The sequence below is a fragment of the Rhizobium acidisoli genome, from assembly GCF_002531755.2.
Taxonomy (GTDB): domain Bacteria; phylum Pseudomonadota; class Alphaproteobacteria; order Rhizobiales; family Rhizobiaceae; genus Rhizobium; species Rhizobium acidisoli.
The window spans coordinates 4,362,831-4,377,481 of sequence record NZ_CP034998.1; the positions used below are offsets into that span (position 1 = coordinate 4,362,831).

Annotated in this window: 17 protein-coding genes; 2 read left to right on the forward strand and 15 right to left on the reverse strand. The window is 63.0% G+C overall.

The features are described from left to right. Positions 1-157 precede the first annotated feature (157 nt). Complete coding sequence (locus tag CO657_RS21190; protein ID WP_245292946.1) at positions 158-1,129, forward strand: LysR substrate-binding domain-containing protein; 972 nt, start codon at positions 158-160, stop codon at positions 1,127-1,129. A 15-nt stretch (positions 1,130-1,144) separates the two neighbouring features. On the opposite strand, the gene CO657_RS21195 is transcribed toward CO657_RS21190, so the two are convergent. The 15 genes from CO657_RS21195 to phnG form a co-directional block, all read right to left on the reverse strand. Further along, positions 1,145-1,648, reverse strand: a complete 504-nt coding sequence (locus CO657_RS21195; protein WP_054182179.1) for a GrpB family protein — start codon at positions 1,646-1,648, stop codon at positions 1,145-1,147. Between the two features lie 15 nt (positions 1,649-1,663). Further along, positions 1,664-2,260: a phosphonate metabolism protein/1,5-bisphosphokinase (PRPP-forming) PhnN gene (phnN, locus tag CO657_RS21200; protein ID WP_054182178.1), complete on the reverse strand. Its 597-nt coding sequence runs from the start codon at positions 2,258-2,260 to the stop codon at positions 1,664-1,666. Further along, complete coding sequence (locus CO657_RS21205; RefSeq protein WP_054182177.1) at positions 2,257-3,396, reverse strand: alpha-D-ribose 1-methylphosphonate 5-triphosphate diphosphatase; 1,140 nt, start codon at positions 3,394-3,396, stop codon at positions 2,257-2,259. Before CO657_RS21205 ends, phnN begins: the two co-directional genes overlap by 4 nt. 13 nt (positions 3,397-3,409) lie before the next feature. Further along, positions 3,410-4,105, reverse strand: coding sequence for a DUF1045 domain-containing protein (locus CO657_RS21210; RefSeq protein ID WP_054182176.1), 696 nt, complete (start codon positions 4,103-4,105; stop codon positions 3,410-3,412). A 141-nt stretch (positions 4,106-4,246) separates the two neighbouring features. After that, positions 4,247-5,590, reverse strand: coding sequence for a phosphonate ABC transporter, permease protein PhnE (gene phnE / locus CO657_RS21215; RefSeq protein ID WP_012559518.1), 1,344 nt, complete (start codon positions 5,588-5,590; stop codon positions 4,247-4,249). Between the two features lie 7 nt (positions 5,591-5,597). Then, a complete protein-coding gene (gene phnE, locus CO657_RS21220) occupies positions 5,598-6,557 on the reverse strand; it encodes a phosphonate ABC transporter, permease protein PhnE (protein WP_054182175.1) in 960 nt (319 codons plus the stop codon). Positions 6,558-6,622: 65 nt separating this feature from the next. Further along, on the reverse strand, positions 6,623-7,528 hold the full coding sequence (phnD, locus tag CO657_RS21225) for a phosphonate ABC transporter substrate-binding protein (RefSeq protein ID WP_054182174.1): 906 nt from the start codon (positions 7,526-7,528) through the stop codon (positions 6,623-6,625). 88 nt (positions 7,529-7,616) lie between these two features. Next, positions 7,617-8,462 carry a phosphonate ABC transporter ATP-binding protein gene (gene phnC / locus CO657_RS21230; RefSeq protein WP_054182173.1) on the reverse strand — a complete coding sequence of 282 codons (846 nt, stop codon included), beginning with the start codon at positions 8,460-8,462 and terminating at the stop codon, positions 7,617-7,619. An 88-nt stretch (positions 8,463-8,550) separates the two neighbouring features. After that, complete coding sequence (locus CO657_RS21235) at positions 8,551-9,195, reverse strand: DapH/DapD/GlmU-related protein (RefSeq protein WP_054182172.1); 645 nt, start codon at positions 9,193-9,195, stop codon at positions 8,551-8,553. After that, complete coding sequence (gene phnL / locus CO657_RS21240) at positions 9,192-9,899, reverse strand: phosphonate C-P lyase system protein PhnL (protein WP_054182171.1); 708 nt, start codon at positions 9,897-9,899, stop codon at positions 9,192-9,194. Before phnL ends, CO657_RS21235 begins: the two co-directional genes overlap by 4 nt. Positions 9,900-9,925: 26 nt before the next feature. Further along, positions 9,926-10,702: a phosphonate C-P lyase system protein PhnK gene (gene phnK / locus CO657_RS21245; protein WP_054182170.1), complete on the reverse strand. Its 777-nt coding sequence runs from the start codon at positions 10,700-10,702 to the stop codon at positions 9,926-9,928. Then, positions 10,699-11,574: an alpha-D-ribose 1-methylphosphonate 5-phosphate C-P-lyase PhnJ gene (locus CO657_RS21250; protein WP_054182169.1), complete on the reverse strand. Its 876-nt coding sequence runs from the start codon at positions 11,572-11,574 to the stop codon at positions 10,699-10,701. Before CO657_RS21250 ends, phnK begins: the two co-directional genes overlap by 4 nt. Further along, positions 11,571-12,677 (reverse strand): carbon-phosphorus lyase complex subunit, encoded by a 1,107-nt coding sequence (locus CO657_RS21255; RefSeq protein ID WP_054182168.1) that lies wholly within the window; start codon positions 12,675-12,677, stop codon positions 11,571-11,573. Before CO657_RS21255 ends, CO657_RS21250 begins: the two co-directional genes overlap by 4 nt. A gap of 4 nt (positions 12,678-12,681) precedes the next feature. Then, a complete protein-coding gene (gene phnH, locus CO657_RS21260) occupies positions 12,682-13,290 on the reverse strand; it encodes a phosphonate C-P lyase system protein PhnH (protein WP_054182167.1) in 609 nt (202 codons plus the stop codon). Beyond that, positions 13,290-13,766 carry a phosphonate C-P lyase system protein PhnG gene (phnG, locus tag CO657_RS21265; protein WP_054182166.1) on the reverse strand — a complete coding sequence of 159 codons (477 nt, stop codon included), beginning with the start codon at positions 13,764-13,766 and terminating at the stop codon, positions 13,290-13,292. The genes phnH and phnG overlap by 1 nt, the downstream gene beginning before the upstream one ends. 113 nt (positions 13,767-13,879) lie before the next feature. On the opposite strand from phnG, the gene phnF reads away from it, so the two are divergent. Then, complete coding sequence (gene phnF / locus CO657_RS21270) at positions 13,880-14,617, forward strand: phosphonate metabolism transcriptional regulator PhnF (RefSeq protein WP_054182165.1); 738 nt, start codon at positions 13,880-13,882, stop codon at positions 14,615-14,617. Positions 14,618-14,651: the final 34 nt, after the last annotated feature.

The window sequence follows — 14,651 nt, forward strand, 5'->3', positions numbered from 1 at the left end:
AAACGCAATTGTCAGCCGGTAGGCGAGTGGTGCATTTTATGCACCACCGTGCACCACTCTTCGTTACGCCAAGATTGCGATTTCCATGGCATATGGAAATGCAGATGGCATTCCGATCTTGGTTCGGCGGAACCAATTTCCGTTCTGGGAGACAGGATTGCGCAGGGGGAAATCATCGCCAGATGAACAGGAAGGCGTTCCGAAACGCGGACGTTTGCCGCCGCTTTCGATGGTGCGCGCCTTCGAGGCGGTCAGCCGCCTGGGGTCGATGCGGCGAGCCGCGGACGATCTCAATCTCAGTCACACCGTCATATCCCGCCACGTCCGCAATCTCGAAGCCTGGTTTGGCACGCGGCTTGTCGATGCCGGACCGCGCGGCATCAGGCTGACGGCGGAAGGCAGGGTTTTTGCCGAGACGGTGGGGGCGGCTTTCGACCTCATCGCCAAATCGACGGCCGAACTGCGTCCGGCAGTCAATCGCACGGTCTTGCGCATCTGGTGCGTGCCCGGTTTCGCGACACGGTGGCTGACGCCGCGCTTCAACCAGCTCCAGCTTGCCTTGCCCGGCATCGATTTCGTGATGCGCGCGACCGATCTCGAGCCGGATTTCACCCGCTATGAGGCCGATGTCGACATCCGCTATTCCGAGGAGCCAAGGGGGAATGTCCGCTGGATCCTGCTGGAAAGGCCGCGCATGTTCCCGGTCACCAGCCCCGAATGGATCAGCCGAAACGCGCCGATACGGACCCTTGACGATCTGGTGCGACAGCCGCTGATCCACGAGGAAAGCCGCGATCAGTGGCGGCAATGGTTTCGCAAGGCTGGCTTCGAGCATGAAGTGACCTTGAATGGCCCGCGGCTGTGGTCGGCCAACCTGACCGTCGACGCGGCGGTGGCCGGCCAAGGCATAGCACTGGCCACCCGCCTGATCGCCGCAGATGATTTGCGCGCCGGGCGGCTCGTCGAATTGCTGGAAACCGACGTCCGGCTCGGCGGCTATTATTTGGTCGGACCTCGGGAGCGTTGGAATGAGGTGACGTCGGCGCGTTTCCGAGCATGGCTGCAGCAGTCGATCGCTGAAACCACCGGAGGTCACGCCTCTCATGAAAGCGGTAATCCCAGTCGATAAGCGTGTGCTCCGATCTCACGTTTTCAAGCTTGCCAATCGCAGCGTCTCGCCGACGAACGCGGTCTTGCCGCCGGTGTAGAAATCCCAATCGTTGCCTGCTTCCGCCGCCAGCCGGCGTTTCAGATCGGCATAGGCCGTGGCCCTTTCGGAGTGATCCCGGAGATAGTCGCGAAACAGGATGCGCTCCCGATGGGCGCGATTACCGCAGCCGCAAAGATAGAGCTTGAAGCCATGACCTTCGTGATCGCGGGTAAAGGCCCAGCGTTTCTCTCCCCTATCGCCGTGGAAGACAAAATCCGCAGCGCGCACCATTTCGATCGCCATCGGCAGAACGTCGTCGGAGATCGTCACGACATCGAGGTCGATCTTTGGCTTGGCCGCAAGTCCAGGCACCGAGGTGCTGCCGATATGGTCGATGGACAGCACGAGATCGCCGAGCAGGGTGGAGATCTCGGCGCTGATGTCGGCAAAGAGCAGCGGCCAAGAAGGATCGTAGTCGACGACCTTGATGGCGCGCATGCCTTCCTTCCGATCTCAGTGAACCTCGGCGAGCAATTCGTCCAGGATCGCGATCATCTTCTGCTCGGCTTCTTCGAGCGAGCCGCTATTGTCGAGTTCCGTCACGTCGTATTCGCCGCGCACCGTCAGCGGTCCGCGGGCAAGCCGCGCCATGATATCCTCATGCGTCTCACGTCCGCGCGCCTCCAGCCGGCCGGCGAGCACTTCGGGGCTGGCGGTGACGTTGATGACCTTCAGCCGCGGGAAGGCCGCCTGAAAGCGGTGCAGCGCCGAGCGCGAGCCGTTGGCGACGACGATATGGCCTCGCGACAGCGCCACCGAGACCTCGGCCGGAATGCCGTATTTCAGGCCGTGCGCTTCCCACCAGACGGCGAAGGAGCCTGACTGCTCCATCGCGGCAAACCCTTCGAGGGAGACGGAAAGATGATCCTCGCCGCCGGCATCGCGGTGGCGGGTGATGACGCGGCGGGTGAAGTGAACGTTTTCACGGCCGGCAAAACGCCGGGCCGCGAGATTCATCAGCGTGTCCTTGCCGGCGCCGCTCGGTCCGACGACGACGACCATGATGCCGCGCTCGGCTCCGGCTGCGGCGTGGGGTTCGCGCGGGCTCATGCGACACGGCGTCCCTGGCGCCAAACGGAGCGTGTCACCGGCACGCCATGCGCGCGGTGGACGCGGACGAGATCGGCGCGCAGTCCCGTCGCGATCCGGCCGCGATCGTCGAGGCTGACGGTGCGGGCGGGCGTCGACGTCACCATGGCGATCGCCTTCGGCAAGGTAATGCTCTCGACTTCATCGGCGAGGATGAAGGGCGCATGCAGCAGGCTGAGCGGCACGTAATCGGAGGACAGCACGTCGAGCACGCCCATCTCGGCGAGGTCGCGGGCGGCGATATTGCCGGAGTGGGACTTGCCGCGCACGATGTTCGGCGCCCCCATCAACACGCTCATGCCGTGTTCGTGCGAGGCGCGGGCGGCGTCGAAGCTGGTCGGGAATTCGGCAAGCCGCACGCCGTTGTCGATCGCCTCGCCGACATGCGACAGGGTCGCATCGTCATGGCTCGCCACTGTGATGCCGCGCTCGGCGCAGACCTTGGCGATGGCGTTGCGATGCGGCGTCGAATTGCGCGCCGATTCCGCCTGGCGCTTGGCGACGAAGCGGGCGAAGACCTCGTCGCTTAAGCCCCGCTTCTTCTGGTAGTAGAAGATATATTGGTCCATCGTCTGGAACTGCCGCTGGCCGGGCGCATGGTCCATCAGCGAGACGAGCCGCACATGCCGGTCGTTTTCGAAATCGGCGAAATGTTCGAGCACATTGTCGGCCGAGACCTCGCAGCGCAGGTGGAGGAGGTGCTCGGCGCGCAGCCGGCCTTCCTTCTCTGCCGACTGGATGGCGTCGGCCATTTCGCGCATCTCTCCATGTTCGAAGCCGCCGTCCTCGTCCGCACCCATGCGCAGGCAGTCGAACACCGTGGTGATGCCGGAGGTGACGATCTGGGCGTCATGCGCCTGGACCGCGGCGGTCTTGTTCCAGCGAATGCCGGGACGCGGCTGGTAATGGCCTTCGAGGTGATCGGTGTGCAGTTCGACGAGGCCGGGAATGACGTAATCGCCTTCGAAATCTTCGCCGGCTACCGAGCTTCCCTCGGAAATGTCGGCGATCTTGCCGTCGCGAATGAGGATCGAGCCTGCGAGGATGTCATCCTCGAGAACGATGCGGGCGTTGGAAAACACGGTCTCTTTGCTCATCTCGTCGGGTCTTTCAGCTTTTGGCGCCGGAAAGCGGCAGCCAGGAATGAACTTTGAACGGGGCGCCGCGCGTTTCCTCGATGAAGACGGCAAGGCCGGAAATCGTAATCGGCCGGCCGGTGAAATCGGCAAAGCGCTCGGTCAGAATGGCTTTCATCACCGCGGCGCGTGTCTCGGGCACCTGGCCGGTAAGCGTCATGTGGAAGCCGAAATCCTCCATCACATAAGGATAACCCCAGCGCTGCAGATTGGCGCGCTGGCTGTCGCTGAGCTTCTCCGGGTTGCGCCGCGCCATATCGGCCTCGGACAACGCTGCGCGAAACGGTTCGAAGGACCTTACCACCTTCGCGGCGAAATCCTGAAGAGGTTGATGAAGAGAACCGGGAACAAGGGCAAAAAAACGGCCGAGCTGGCCGAGCACCAGTTCGGGAATCTCGAAAGCTTCAGTGCGCGCGGCAAACTCCTCGGCGACCGCCATCAGATCCTTCTCGGTGACCGAGGCGGCGAGCGAAAACGGCGCCTTGATCGTCGCGTGAAAGCCGTAGCGGCGCGGGTCGGCGGTCAGTTCGAACTGTTCTGCCGCACCGAGTTGCGCTTCATCCGGCGCAGGATAGGTCTCGCCGCTAAATGCATCGCGGCCGAGCCAGAGCGAGGCCGCGCCGGTCAGGGGATCATCCTTCGGCGGCGAGAAATAGAGAGCGTAGCGCAAGGCTTTTATCCTGGGGATCGTCGAAACGGGGAGCGCACTGTGCAGTGATTTGGCGGCGAACCGCAAGCAGCTCCCGGCTAAAAGATTTCCGTGACAGAATGATGATGGGGAGCAGCCGCCACGACCTCTCGAGCGGATGAATCAGTGGGTTTTCGTGCCCATCAGCCGGTGGCGCAGCGCGTTCGAAGCGGCGTCGAAAAGGAAGACGACGATCAGGATCAGGATGACCATGTAGGCAACGTTTTCCCAGTTGGCGTTGGTGCGCATCGCCTCCCACAATTTAAGCCCGATGCCGCCCGCGCCGACGGCGCCGATGATGGTCGCGCCGCGCACGTTCGATTCCCATTGGTAGAGCGTCTGGCTGACGATGACGGGAACGATCTGCGGCATAATGCCGTAACGCTGGACAAGCACCGGCTGGGCGCCGGTCGATTTGATGCCTTCCCGCGGCTTGTTGTCGATATTCTCCAGCCCTTCGGAATAGAGCTTGCCGAGCGTGCCGGTCTCGGTGAGGAAGATCGCGCCGCTGCCGGCAAGCGGGCCGGGCCCGAAGGCGCGCGTCAGGAACAGCGCCCAGATCAGCATGTCCACCGAGCGCAGGAAATCGAAAAAGCGCTTCAGGATCTGATTGAGCAGCCGGTTCGGCGTGATATTGCGCGCCGCCAGGAAGGCGAGCGGGAAGGCGGTGAGCGACCCCAGCAGCGTGCCGAGGAATGCCATCACGATCGTCTGGAAAAGCTTGGTCCAGACGTCGCCGTGCTGCCATTCACTGTTGTTCCAGATGTCGTCGAAGGCGAGCGACAGATTGGACTGGTCGGGCTTGATGCGCGGCCCGGAGACGATCAGGCCGACGACCTCGCCGACCGGCTTGTCGAAGAAGGACGATTGCGTGTCGAAGATGAAATTCGCCCAGCCGATGAAACGCTTGCGGATTTTCACCCGATCGACGGAGATGCTGACATTGCCGGCAAAGCCGAGATCGGCGAGCACATTGTCATCATAGACGGTCATCCAGCCGGGCACTGGTCCGACGACTTTCGGCGCACCGCTCGAAACATCGACCGGGACGCTGATGCCGTGGGCGGTGACGATCGTCTGGCTCTTCGAAACGGTGACGGTGCGGCTGGTGCCGCTGATCGAAACGGTGATGCTGCCATCGGGATTGTTGACCAGCCAGTCCGGATGCGGATTGTCGCCGAGCGGCGAGAAGCGCGGATAGCGGATGTCGATCGAGCCGTCGTCCTCGATGCGGAATTCCGGCTGAACGTCGTAGCTCACCCATTGGCTGAGATAGATGCCGACGCGCTCCCAATGGGCTTCGGCGAAAAGCTTGGGCAGGTCGAAGAACCAGACGGCATAGAGGCTGTAGAGCAGCGTCGCGATCAGGATCATCAGCCCGCCGAAACGCTGGCGGAACGACCGGTGGAAATATTCCGGATAGCGCGCTTCGATTTCGTTCATGCGGTTTGCGTCGATCACCGTCATGGCAGCCTCAATGTTGCAGGAGGAAGGCATGCTCGCCGACGAGGCGGCGGCGCAGCCACGCGGAGAACTGGTCGACGGCGACGATCGTCACGAACAGCAGCAGAACCAGCGCCATCGTCTTGGCGCCGAAGCCGCGCGAGATCGAAAGCTTCAGTTCCTCGCCGATGCCGCCGCCGCCGACGGCGCCGATGATGGTCGAGGCACGCACGTTGATCTCGAGGCGCAAGAGCGCATAGGAGGTGAAATTCGGCAGCACCTGCGGCAGAGCCGCGAAGCGCACGCGCTCCCACCAGTTGGCGCCGACGGCCTTCATGCCCTCATGCGGCTTCATGTCGATATTCTCGGCCACTTCGTAGAAGAGTTTGCCGAGTGCGCCGATCGTGTGCAGGGTGATGGCGATGATGGCGGCGACCGGCCCGATCGACAGGATCGCCGAAAACAGGCCGGCAATGACGATCTCGGGGAAGGCGCGCAGGAATTCCATCAGACGCTTGGTGAAGACGCGCAGCGGCCAGGAACTCGTCAGGTTGCGCGCGGCAAAAAAGCTCAACGGAACGGCAAAGACGAAGGCGACGATCGTCGAGATCAGCGCCACGTTGATGGTGACGATCATCAGCTCGAAATATTCGGGAATGTAGAAGGCGCCTGATATATAGACGCGACCCTTGTCGAAATTGAATTCTTCGCCGCCCTTGTCGTTGACGCTCGCAATGTCGAAAAGTGCGCGCCAGACATCGTTCCAGTCCTTGGGGATGAGCCAGCTCAAAAAGTCGAAGAGATGCGGCAGGCGGTCGAAGAAATGGCCGGCATTGCTCTCGTCGGCGAAGCGCACGGAACTGACGAAAGCCGCAATCAGGATAACCAGGCCGAGAATAGTGTAGAAACGGCGCCTGGCGACCATCCGCTCCCAGGCGGTGCGGATATCCCCAGTGCTCTGCATGTGCGGCTGTGTATCGGCAACAGTCATGGACGCCTCGCCCGATCAAAGATAAAGGGCGGCCGTTTCCGGCCGCCCCGCATTCCAAAGGCCGATCAGCCGCCGATGGCAGCCTTACGCACTTCGACGACGGTGTTGTAGAATTCGTGCTTGACGGGGGCGTAGCCCTTGTAGTCGCCGCCTTCGATGGCTGCGAAGCACTTGTGATCCTTCTCAGGCAGGGCCGTGAAGAAGGCTGCGAGCTTCGTCTGCCAGTCCTCGCCGAGAGCGTTGCGAACGACGAGCGGGCCGTTCGGGATCAGCGGCGAACGCCAGACTTCAACCAGCTTGTTCGGATCGACGGCGCCCTTGTCGACTTCCTTGCGGAAGGTGCCGGAGGTGTAGCCATCCTTGAAATCGCCGATGCCCGAGCTATCGTCGACGGCGACGTCGACCTTGCCGTCGTAAGCGGCGAGAAGGTTGTTCTCATGGCCGCCGTTGAACTGGGTCGAGGCGAAGAACTTGTCGTTCGGCATGCCCGTGTCCTTCGGGATCTGCGTCAGCGGAACGAGATAGCCCGAGGTGGAATCCGGATCGGCGTAGCCGAGCTTCTTGCCCTTGGCGTCCTGAATGGTCTTGATGCCCGAGGACTTCAGAGCGAGACCGATCGAGTGGTAGCCGGTTGAACCATCCTTCTGCTGCGTCGTCAGGATCGGCGTGACAGCCTTCGGATCCTTGATGTAGACGGCTGCGTAGCCGGAAGCGCCGAGTTCGGCGAAGTCGAGCGTGCCGCCGAGAAGGCCCTGGATAACGCCGTCATAGTCGGCGGCCGGGAAGAGCGAAACCTTCTCGAAGCCGAATTCCTGCTTCAGGTGGTCTGCCAGGCAGGCATAGTTGCGCAGGCGGTCGGTTTCGTTTTCGCCGCCGAGGATGCCGATGCGGAATTCCTTGAGGTCTGCAGCATTGGCGGCGCCGGCGAGCGCGAAGAGCGCCGTTGCCGCAAAGAGTGCTTTCTTCAACATGAGTTCTCTCCTATTGACCGGTATCCCCCGGCCTTCCGTTACGAAGAAGTGTGCCCTTGACGCGGGCGCTCGATCGCTGCCGCCTTGTTCAGAGGCCGGCCAGCGCCAGCGGTTGGATGCCGGCGGTTTGATTGTCTGCCCGCTCCGGGGCGATGTTGATCGACGTCGAGGTCATCGTTTCGTCGATGCCGGCGCCGTCCTTGTCCGTCCCGTAGATTTCCCTTACCGCTTCTGCCGTCAGCTCCGAGGGCTTGCCGTCGAAGACGACGCGGCCGCCGGCCATGCCGACGATGCGCTCACAATAGCTGCGGGCGGTATCGAGCGTGTGGAGGTTGGTGATGACGGTGATGCCCTCGCGCTCGTTGATATCGCGCAGCGCATCCATGACGATCTTCGCGTTCAGCGGGTCGAGTGAGGCGATCGGCTCGTCGGCGAGCACCATCTTCGGGTTCTGCATCAGCGCGCGGGCGATCGCCACGCGCTGCTGCTGGCCGCCGGAAAGCGTGCCGGCCGGCTGCAGCGCCGTCTGTTCGATGCCGAGACGTTCGAGTGCCGCGATGGCATGCACACGCTCCTCGCGGCTGAAAATGTTGAGCAGGCTCAGAAGCGTCGAGCGGTGATTGAGGCGGCCGAGCATGACATTTGTGAGAACGTCGAGGCGCGGCACCAGGTTGAACTGCTGGAAGATCATCGCGCAGTCGCGCTGCCAGTTGCGCAGAGCCCGGCCGCGAAGCCCGGAAACTTCGAGGCCGGCGAAATGAATGGAGCCGGAGCTCGGCTCCTGAAGGCGGTTGATCATGCGCAGCAGCGTCGACTTGCCGGCGCCGGAGCGGCCGATGATGCCGACCATCTGGCCCTGAGGAATGTCGAGCGTGACGGAATCGACGGCGAGCTTTTGTCCGAAACGACGTGTGACATTCTTCAGCTCGAACATCATGCTTTTCCCTTGCACTCCAGGCCTTGGTCAGCATCGCATTAGTCCCGCTTGATGAACCTCACGTGTCATATTTGTGTAAGTCGTGTCACAATTCTTCACCCCTAAATCGGGGGTTTAACCCTCGTAGCGGGAGGAAATCTTCCGCGCTCAGGTTGCGAAAATCGTCCAGAGCCAGGCGCAACCGGTCGTGCTCCCAGTCCCACCAGGAGAGCCTGTCCATCCGCTCGCCGATCTCTTTTGGAAAGCGCTCGCGGATAAGCTTGGCCGGCACGCCGCCGACGATCGTGTAGGGCGCGACGTCCTTGGACACGACGGCGCCGGCCCCGATGACGGCGCCGTTGCCGACGTTGACGCCGGGCAGGATGGTCGCTCCGTGGCCGATCCAGACGTCATTGCCGATCGTCACCCGGTTTGCGCGCCGCCATTCGAAGAAATCCGTTTCCATATCGCCATCCGGCCAATAGTCGGCGGCCCGATAGGTGAAATGATGCAGCGTCGCGCGCCAGGTCGGATGGTTGGTGGCGTTGATCCGCACGGCGGCGGCGATATTGACGAACTTGCCGATCGTCGCGCACCAGACGGAGCCGTCCTGCATGATGTAGGAATAGTCGCCGAACGTGGCTTCGCTGATGCGGCAGCGTTCGGACACCTCCGTATAACGCCCGAAGGTGGAATCGCTGACGGATGCCGTCTCATGGACGTAAGGCTCGATACCAAGCTTGCGGCTCATGCGGCAATCTTTCTCGGCGAAAACTGCTGGACGTCGAGGGTCCGGTCGGCGACGGCTTCGCGCACTTCCTCATCGTGGAAGATGCCGAGAAGGGCGACGCCCGCCTTCTTCTTTTCCGCGATCATCTCGACGACGACGGCGCGGTTGCGGGCATCGAGCGAGGCCGTGGGTTCATCGAGAAGCAGGATCGTATGCTCGGTGATGAAGCCGCGGGCAATGTTGACGCGTTGCTGCTCGCCGCCGGAGAAGGTGGCGGGCGGAAGCTGCCAGAGCGCTTCCGGCAGGTTGAGCTTGGCAAGCAGGGCGCCGGCCTTTTCCCGTGCCGAAGCGGCTTCCTCGCCGCGCGCCACCAGTGGTTCGGCAACCACGTCGATTGCCGCCACGCGCGGCACGGTGCGCAGGAACTGGCTGACATAGCCGAGCGTGTTGCGCCGCACGTTGAGCACGGTGCGCGGATCGGCTGAGGCCAGATCGACGATGCGCCCATCGTGGCGGATGAGGATCTGGCCGGTATCAACGGCATAATTGCCGTAGATCATCTTGAGCAGCGAGCTCTTTCCGATGCCCGAGGGGCCGCCGAGCACGACGCACTCGCCTGAGGCGACCGAGAACGCGACATCGGAGACAACAGGCAGCCTGATGCCGTCGCGCAGGTGCATGGTGAAGCTCTTCGAGACTTCGGAAACGACGAGGGGCGTTGCCATGATTTGTTCTTCCTTGGTTTGGGACCTCAGACCTGCAGGATCGAGGAGACGAGCAGCTGCGTATAGGGTTCGCGCGGATCGTCGAGCACGCGGTCGGTGAGCCCGTGTTCGATGACGTAGCCGTCCTTCATCACCATCATCCGGTGCGAGAGCAGGCGGGCGACGGCAAGATCGTGGGTGACGATAATGGCCGAGAGGCCGAGATTGTTGACAAGGCCGCGCACCAGATCGAGCAGGCGCGCCTGCACCGAAACGTCGAGGCCGCCTGTGGGTTCGTCCATGAAGACGAGGCGCGGGCCGGTGACGAGATTGCGGGCGATCTGCAGGCGCTGGCGCATGCCGCCGGAAAAGGCGCGCGGCTGGTCGTCGATGCGGTCGGCGTCGATCTCGACGCGTTCAAGCCAGTCGATCGCCGAGGCGCGGATCTTGCCGTAGTGCCGGTCGCCAATCGCCATCAGCCGTTCGCCGACATTGGCGCCGGCCGATACCGTCATGCGCAGGCCGTCGGCCGGGTTCTGGTGCACGAAGCCCCAGTCCGTGCGCATCAGGAAGCGCCGCTCGGCCTCGTTCATGCGGTAGAGATCGCGGTAGCTGCCGTCGCGCATGTGATATTCGACGCTGCCGGTACTCGGCAGCAGCCGGGTGGAGAGGCAGTTGAGCAGGGTCGTTTTGCCGGAGCCGGATTCCCCGACGATGGCGAGCACTTCGCCGGGCCAGAGCTCGAAGGAGACGTCGCGGCAGCCGATGCGGTTGCCGTAGAATTTGGAAACGTCATGGACTTTGAGAAGCGGGATATCGCTCATTCTGCAGCCTCCCGGGCCAGCATCTCGCCGGCATGCCCCTGCGCGCGGCGGTCTCCGCAATGATCGGTGTCTGAGCAGACGAACATGCGCCCGCCCTTGTCGTCGAGAACCACTTCGTCGAGATAGACATCTTCAGCGCTGCAAAGGGCGCAGGGCTTGTCGAAGCGCTGGATATCGAAGGGATAATCCTCGAAATCCAGGCTGACGACGTCGGTATAGGGCGGAACCGCATAGATGCGTTTCTCGCGTCCGGCGCCGAAGAGCTGCAGCGCATCCGACATGTGCATCTTCGGATTGTCGAATTTCGGCGTCGGCGACGGGTCCATGACATAGCGGCCGTGGACCTTCACCGGATAGGCGTAGGTCCGCGAGATGCGGCCGTTATGGGCGATGTCCTCGTAGAGCTTCACATGCATGAGCCCGTATTCTTCGAGCGCATGCATCTTGCGGGTTTCGGTCTCGCGCGGTTCGAGGAAACGCAGCGGTTCGGGGATAGGCACCTGGTAGACGAGCACCTGGCCGGCCTTGAGCTTTTCCTCCGGAATACGGTGACGCGTCTGGATGATCGTCGCGTCGCTGGTATGGGTCGTTACCGCGACATTGGCGACCTTCTGGAAGAAGGCGCGGATGGAAACGGCGTTGGTCGTGTCGTCGGCGCCCTGGTCGATGACCTTGAGCACGTCATCAGGCCCGATGATCGAGGCCGTCACCTGCACGCCGCCGGTGCCCCAGCCGTAGGGCATCGGCATTTCGCGCGAGGCGAAGGGCACCTGGTAGCCCGGAATGGCGATCGCCTTCAGGATGGCGCGGCGGATCATCCGCTTGGTCTGTTCGTCGAGATAGGCGAAGTTGTAGCTGGCGAGATCGGTCATTCGGCGGCTTCCTTCATGTCTTCGCCGCCGTTGCGGCCGGCTTCGAATTCGCGGCGCATGCGGCGGACGAGATCGAGTTCGGCCTGGAAGTCCACATAATGCGGAAGCTTCAGGTGCTCGACGAAGCCTGTCGCCTGGACGTTGTCGGAATGGGAAATGACGAATTCCTCGTCCTGTGCCGGCGCGGTTATATCCTCGCCAAGCTCTTCGGCGCGAAGCGCCCGATCAACAAGCGACATCGCCATCGCCTTGCGCTCGCTCTGGCCGAAGACCAAGCCGTAGCCGCGGGTGAATTGCGGCGGCGCCTTGGCCGAACCCTTGAACTGGTTGACCATCTGGCATTCGGTGATCTGGATGACACCGAGCGAGACGGCAAAACCAAGTTCCGGCACGTCGAATTCCACCTCGACCTCGCCGATGCGGATTTCACCGGTGAAGGGGTGGTTGCGGCCATAGCCGCGCTGGGTGGAATAACCGAGCGCCAGCAGGAAGCCCTCGTCGCCGCGGGCAAGCGCCTGCAGGCGCAGGTCGCGCGTCATCGGGAATTCCATCGGCTCGCGGGTCAGGTCGCCGATCTCATGATCTTCGGGCATGTCGCCATCGGCCTCGATCAGGCCTTCCTCGCCGAGGATTTCGGAGACGCGCATGACGCGGCCGGTTTCGGCTGGACGCAGCGCGGGCTCCTCGATCGCCTCGTCCTGAAGCAGCGAGGGATCGAGCAGGCGGTGGGTATAGTCGAAGGTGGGGCCGAGAAGCTGGCCGCCCGGCAGATCCTTGTAGGTCGCCGAGATGCGGCGTTCGATCGTCATATCAGCCGTGTCGAGCGGCCTCGAATAGCCGAAACGCGGCAGCGTCGTGCGATAGGCGCGCAGCAGGAAGATCGCCTCGATCATATCGCCGCGCGACTGGCGAACGGCGAGTGCTGCGAGCGTGCGGTCGAAAAGCGAAGCCTCGGCCATGACCCGGTCGACGGCGAGCGCCAGCTGCGCCACGATCTGGTCAATGCCGATTGCCGGCAGCGAACGGTCGCCGCGGCGGCGGTCGGCGAGCAGGCGGTGGGCATTGGCGATGGCGGCCTCGCCACCCTTGACGGCAACATACATGAGCTCAGATCTCCGTTGCTGTGATCTTGGTGGTGCGCGGCAGGCAGAGAAAACGTGTCGCCGATGTCAGCACGATGTCGATGCCGCGCGGGAAGAGCGCGCGGTTCTCGGTCCAGAGCCGCAGGAAGGTCTCCGGCAGGCCGACAGGCGCGACTTCCGCCACGCTCTGGATGCCGGGACCCATCAGCGCCAGCCTGCGCCCACCTTCGAGTGCGGAAAGTTCGATGACGAGCGTCGTCGAGCGGTCGGGATATTCCTGCGTGCCCGAGGCGAAGAGGCTGAACGGGCAAAGCGGGATGCCGGCTTCCGTGAACGCAAAGCGTGCCTCGGCCTTCTCAGTGGTCAAAGGCGCGCCGGTGTGGAAGCCGAGCCATTCCGGCACCGCCGATTTCGCCAGCCCCTGGGAAAGCCAGACTGATGTGTCGTGGTCGCAAAGCGTCAACGCGATCGTGCCGGCGGCGATGCCGAGTGGCAGAGGCGGCGCGATATCGGGCTGAACGGTCTGGATCGTGCCGGGGCGGGCCATGCCGTCCATCAGCATCTTGAAGACACTTTGGGCATCGAAGACCGGGTCGGCAAAGCCGCCGGTCAAGGCTTCTGTCTTCAGGCCCATCAGTTGTCTCCCCTGACCATGGTGAAGAAGTCGACGCGGGTGGCCGCCGTCTCGTCCGCCTTGCGGCGTTCGGCTGTGGCGATCCGTTCGGCGATCGGCAAGAGCAATGCCTGTTCGACGAAATCCTGCGTCGCTTCATCCTGCCAGAGCGCATCGAAGATCGCCGCCAGCCGAGCCTTCTCGCGATCGGTGCCGAGCGCCTGGGCATGGCCGATCGAGCCGGAGTCGAGCCGGACCGTGGCCCGGGTCACCGTCACTTCGCCGAGGTTGAAGGGCGCGCCGCCGCCGCCGATGCGGCCGCGGACCATCACCAGCCCGGTCTCGGGTCCGCGCACCGGATGCGCCGCGGGCTTTTCCGGCAAAGCATCCCAGACCGCCGAGAGTTCGCTGCGTTCCGCGCGCGCCAGCAGATCGGCGGCGCGTTTGCGCCCGGATGCCGTCTGTGACGCAGCGTCTGTCCTGTCCGCTAATATCATTGTCGCTTTCCCTAAAATGTCTATTGATATAGACAACCATACAAGCTATGTTTAGTCCTAAATCGGTGTCGTGACAAGCGTGTGACATCGGGCGCGGGAAATGGCGGGAACGAATGGCAGGTTTGAAGCAGGTGCAAAGGCAGACCGGTGTGGCGCTCTGGCGTCAGATCGCTGACCGGATTCGCGAGACGATCGGCAACGGTACCTATGACGAAACCGGAATGGTGCCGCCGGAAACGGTCCTGGCGCTGCAATTCGGCGTCAACCGACATACGGTGCGCAGCGCTTTGGCGGCCCTGGCGCAGGAAGGCATCGTCCGTGCGGTACAAGGTCGCGGCACGCTGATCGAGCGCAAGGAGCGGCTGAATTTTCCGATCACCCGGCGCACCCGCTTCACTTCAGGCATCGGCGACCAGGCGCGCGAAATGCGCAGCCTTCTGCTCGATGAGGTGCAGGAGGAAGCCAGCGCCGAGGTCGCCCGCTGGCTGGGTCTGAAGCAGGGGGAGCAGGTGATCCGGCTGGAAACATTGCGCCAGGCAGACAAGCGGCCGGTTTCAAAGGCGACGAGCTGGTTTCCCGCCGCACGCTTCGCCGGGATCGGCGAGGCCTATCGCAAGCGCGAATCGATCACCAAGGCCTTCGCCGATCTTGGCCTGTCGGATTATGTCCGTGCGACGACCGAAGTGACGGCCGCCCATGCGAACACGGCGGATCTCGCCGATCTGGAACTGACCCCCGGCGCGATCCTTCTGATCGCCAAGGCGATGAACACCGATCTCGACGGTGTGCCGGTGCAATATTCGATCAGCCGGTTTGCGGCCGACCGGGTGCAGTTCACCATCGAGAACTAAAGCATGTCGCGCAAAAGTGTGCAGCGGTTTTGCC

What these genes read in the sequence shown, in the direction of transcription:
- phnN (WP_054182178.1), bottom strand. Translation starts at nt 2,260, where the DNA reads ATGAGCCCGCGCGAACCCCACGCCGCAGCCGGAGCCGAGCGCGGCATC.
- CO657_RS21255 (WP_054182168.1), bottom strand. Translation starts at nt 12,677, where the DNA reads ATGTATGTTGCCGTCAAGGGTGGCGAGGCCGCCATCGCCAATGCCCAC.
- CO657_RS21250 (WP_054182169.1), bottom strand. Translation starts at nt 11,574, where the DNA reads ATGACCGATCTCGCCAGCTACAACTTCGCCTATCTCGACGAACAGACC.
- phnE (WP_012559518.1), bottom strand. Translation starts at nt 5,590, where the DNA reads ATGACGGTGATCGACGCAAACCGCATGAACGAAATCGAAGCGCGCTAT.
- phnG (WP_054182166.1), bottom strand. Translation starts at nt 13,766, where the DNA reads ATGATATTAGCGGACAGGACAGACGCTGCGTCACAGACGGCATCCGGG.
- phnF (WP_054182165.1), top strand. Translation starts at nt 13,880, where the DNA reads ATGGCAGGTTTGAAGCAGGTGCAAAGGCAGACCGGTGTGGCGCTCTGG.
- phnC (WP_054182173.1), bottom strand. Translation starts at nt 8,462, where the DNA reads ATGTTCGAGCTGAAGAATGTCACACGTCGTTTCGGACAAAAGCTCGCC.
- CO657_RS21195 (WP_054182179.1), bottom strand. Translation starts at nt 1,648, where the DNA reads ATGCGCGCCATCAAGGTCGTCGACTACGATCCTTCTTGGCCGCTGCTC.
- phnL (WP_054182171.1), bottom strand. Translation starts at nt 9,899, where the DNA reads ATGGCAACGCCCCTCGTCGTTTCCGAAGTCTCGAAGAGCTTCACCATG.
- phnE (WP_054182175.1), bottom strand. Translation starts at nt 6,557, where the DNA reads ATGACTGTTGCCGATACACAGCCGCACATGCAGAGCACTGGGGATATC.
- phnK (WP_054182170.1), bottom strand. Translation starts at nt 10,702, where the DNA reads ATGAGCGATATCCCGCTTCTCAAAGTCCATGACGTTTCCAAATTCTAC.
- phnD (WP_054182174.1), bottom strand. Translation starts at nt 7,528, where the DNA reads ATGTTGAAGAAAGCACTCTTTGCGGCAACGGCGCTCTTCGCGCTCGCC.
- CO657_RS21235 (WP_054182172.1), bottom strand. Translation starts at nt 9,195, where the DNA reads ATGAGCCGCAAGCTTGGTATCGAGCCTTACGTCCATGAGACGGCATCC.
- phnH (WP_054182167.1), bottom strand. Translation starts at nt 13,290, where the DNA reads ATGGGCCTGAAGACAGAAGCCTTGACCGGCGGCTTTGCCGACCCGGTC.
- CO657_RS21205 (WP_054182177.1), bottom strand. Translation starts at nt 3,396, where the DNA reads ATGAGCAAAGAGACCGTGTTTTCCAACGCCCGCATCGTTCTCGAGGAT.